The 2,472-nt window shown below is 39.1% G+C and carries 4 protein-coding genes and 1 pseudogene; all 5 read right to left on the bottom strand.

Annotation, left to right across the window (positions count from 1 at the left end; all coding sequences use genetic code 11):
- Window positions 1-194: pseudogene (locus ACFIMP_RS09500) on the bottom strand (tyrosine-type recombinase/integrase); the annotation flags it as partial.
- Between the two features lie 8 nt (window positions 195-202).
- The gene (locus tag ACFIMP_RS09495; RefSeq protein ID WP_375643864.1) at window positions 203-421 is read right to left on the bottom strand and encodes a hypothetical protein; all 219 of its coding nucleotides are present in this window, start codon (window positions 419-421) and stop codon (window positions 203-205) included.
- Between the two features lie 119 nt (window positions 422-540).
- Window positions 541-1,164, bottom strand: coding sequence for a lambda exonuclease family protein (locus tag ACFIMP_RS09490; RefSeq protein ID WP_375686323.1), 624 nt, complete (start codon window positions 1,162-1,164; stop codon window positions 541-543).
- A 1-nt stretch (window position 1,165) separates the two neighbouring features.
- Window positions 1,166-1,993 (bottom strand): recombinase RecT, encoded by an 828-nt coding sequence (locus ACFIMP_RS09485; protein WP_375618854.1) that lies wholly within the window; start codon window positions 1,991-1,993, stop codon window positions 1,166-1,168.
- A gap of 72 nt (window positions 1,994-2,065) precedes the next feature.
- On the bottom strand, window positions 2,066-2,472 hold a 407-nt coding region (locus tag ACFIMP_RS09480; protein WP_375681007.1), incomplete at its 5' end, for a hypothetical protein.

The raw sequence follows: 2,472 nt of genomic DNA, 5'->3' as shown, positions 1-2,472 counted from the left end.
TTACCAGTTTTTGATTTAGGAAGTATAAGCCCTTGTAACTCGGCAAGTGCGCTTTTGTAGTTATCAACAAACTCTTGCGTTCCATAGGTACCGCGTATTCTAATGCGTGGTCCATGACCAATACGTACATACCATACGATTTTGCCATGTTGGGTAATTTGTTTAACGAGATGAGGAGGGCGTGGTTTTGGCATGATCAATTTTACATCTTAGAGAGTGCGATTTCGTAATATTCATTCTTTGACAAATCTAAAAGTTTGTCTGGGTGTGCTGTTGAGTTTGGTATTGGAATATCTGCTTTCAGATAGATAAGCAGTTCACCGGTAGGTTTGATTTCTATGAGTTCGCATTTTTGCTTTTTTGCTTCTCTTAAAGCTCGTGCAATGTCTGCTTGCGTTATGATAGCTTTACGAGGTGCCATATCTTTTCTCCTTACATTGAGATGCAATTCACGTGTGGCGTGAATCACGCATTACTTGAAAGTGTTAGGAAGGGTGGGGGTGCTCGTAGATATGCGGGGAACAAAACACCCCCATAAGGTTAAGCAGCTTTTGTTGAGAGTTGTTGTATCTCTCGTTCTATCTCTGCTAAAAAGGTTTCAACAGCTTGATTGATCTGTTCAATTTGTTGATCATCACGGAGAACACGCTTGACTTTCATGCGCAAGTGAAAGAATTCCCCCGTAAAACGTGGATCATAACTTACGAAATCACACCATTTTCGTCCTGTACAAGCCATTTGGAATTGCATTTGTGCGTGATATTCTGGTTTGATTTCATCACCTATACAAAAGCGCATATGTGTTACTGATCTCGGGCATTTGACTTCGATTAAACCGTCTTCTCCAATGAGACCATCGGGGCTAGCCCCCGCCATTTCTATTGTGGGGTGTTGGATAAAGCCGCACTTTGTTATATTGGCATCATGAATGAAGCCATATTCTCTCAAGGCATCATCTTCATGTTCGATACCCCATCTCATATCTTCAGTTTCATAATAAGGGCTTGTTTCGCCTGTTAAGCGCTCTGTTATGAGTTTGATTTTGTAGTCTTCATATTTGCTCGTAGGCAATCCTTTTGCTGTCTTACTGATAATGTTGTAAACATTAGATGCGGTGACTTTACCCAAGCGTGCTTGGAACCATTCTGCTGTTCTTTGTTCCATCTCACACCGCCGTTCTTTGTTCTTGTGGTGCATATTCTATATCTTGGACGTGAATATATTCGGCATCTTGTATAGGCGCCTCTATTTGCTTTTGTTGTAGGAAAGATTGTTCTTTTTCATGCTGTCTCTTTTGCAAAACATCCAAAATCCTTTGTGCTACTTCATCAGGAAGATCTTCAAGCCTGTCGACTTGTGCATAATCAAGCACTTTTTCTTCTTCTGTTTGAGTGATGTTTATTAATTGTTTGATTTGCGTAAGCACATCATAAGAAACTAACTTCGTTTGTACGTTATGGTTTGTTTCATTGATACGTTTAGCTTCATCTTCTTCATAAATACCGGAAAGACCGAAAGCGTAACGAGCACATTGTATAGTGGCTTTATGACGCAACATACGTGCGGGGTATTTTTTCCAAGGGTCACTGTGGCCTTGTTCGCATTCTTTGCGATATTCGGTGACTTCGATAGGGTCTTTAATGCCTTTGAGACGAATAGCACATTTGATAGCAATGATATTCCCATCATCATTGAGTTGATCTTGAAAGGTCATGCCATCAAAGTCAGGATTTGATTTGATGATCTTTATCCAACCGTCGATAGAAACAACGGGTATGATGCCGCCGCCTTTTTTAGGGAGTGCATAGATTTCTTTTGTTAAAGGGTTAAGTCCATAAGTATTGGCAACAAAAAGAAAAACGGCAAATTCTGCATCAGTGATGACATTAGCATTTTTATCTCCAATACAAGTTTTTATGATTGTGGTTCGAAATTCTTCAGCAGAAAATCCATATTTTTCTGCCATTTCGTTTAAAAAAGTAGAATTTTTCATCTTGATTTCCTACATTGCGCGCAATTCACCCGTGGCGTGAATCACGCTGGTGTTAAAAGTTGGTTTGTGTTGCTAGAAAGGAATGTCGTCTTTTGTTGAAGAGTCGCCGTTCTGGGCGGTCATAGTTTGTTTACAATCTTCTGAATTATCATAAATTTTTACATTGCCATAAATTCTTGAATCGGCATAAATAATCACATTTCCATAAATTTGTGTGTGTCCAAAAATATGTCCATCATATATTTTGACGTTATTATAAATTTTTGCATTGCCAAAAATCTCGGCACAATCACCAATTTGTGCTTTATCATAAACCTTAGCACTATCGTAAATCTTGGCACAACAATACGCCTTGGCATCATTATAAATCCAGCAATCGTCTTTTTGACTTAAATTGTCTTCATACTCTACAAAGCCGCCAAGGTCGCCTGCTTTAACATCACCAAAATCTTTTAATGCACGTATGCGGTAAAGCGTAA

Source organism: Bartonella sp. AP65SXKL (genome assembly GCF_042195725.1).
GTDB lineage: Bacteria > Pseudomonadota > Alphaproteobacteria > Rhizobiales > Rhizobiaceae > Bartonella.
The sequence above is the reverse complement of the archived record's forward strand: the minus strand, read 5'-3'. Positions and strand labels throughout refer to the sequence as shown.

Bases quoted from the DNA above. Each gene is read 5' to 3' on its own strand.
- ACFIMP_RS09490 (WP_375686323.1), bottom strand. From the start codon at position 1,164: ATGGAACAAAGAACAGCAGAATGGTTCCAAGCACGCTTGGGTAAAGTC.
- ACFIMP_RS09495 (WP_375643864.1), bottom strand. From the start codon at position 421: ATGGCACCTCGTAAAGCTATCATAACGCAAGCAGACATTGCACGAGCT.
- ACFIMP_RS09485 (WP_375618854.1), bottom strand. From the start codon at position 1,993: ATGAAAAATTCTACTTTTTTAAACGAAATGGCAGAAAAATATGGATTT.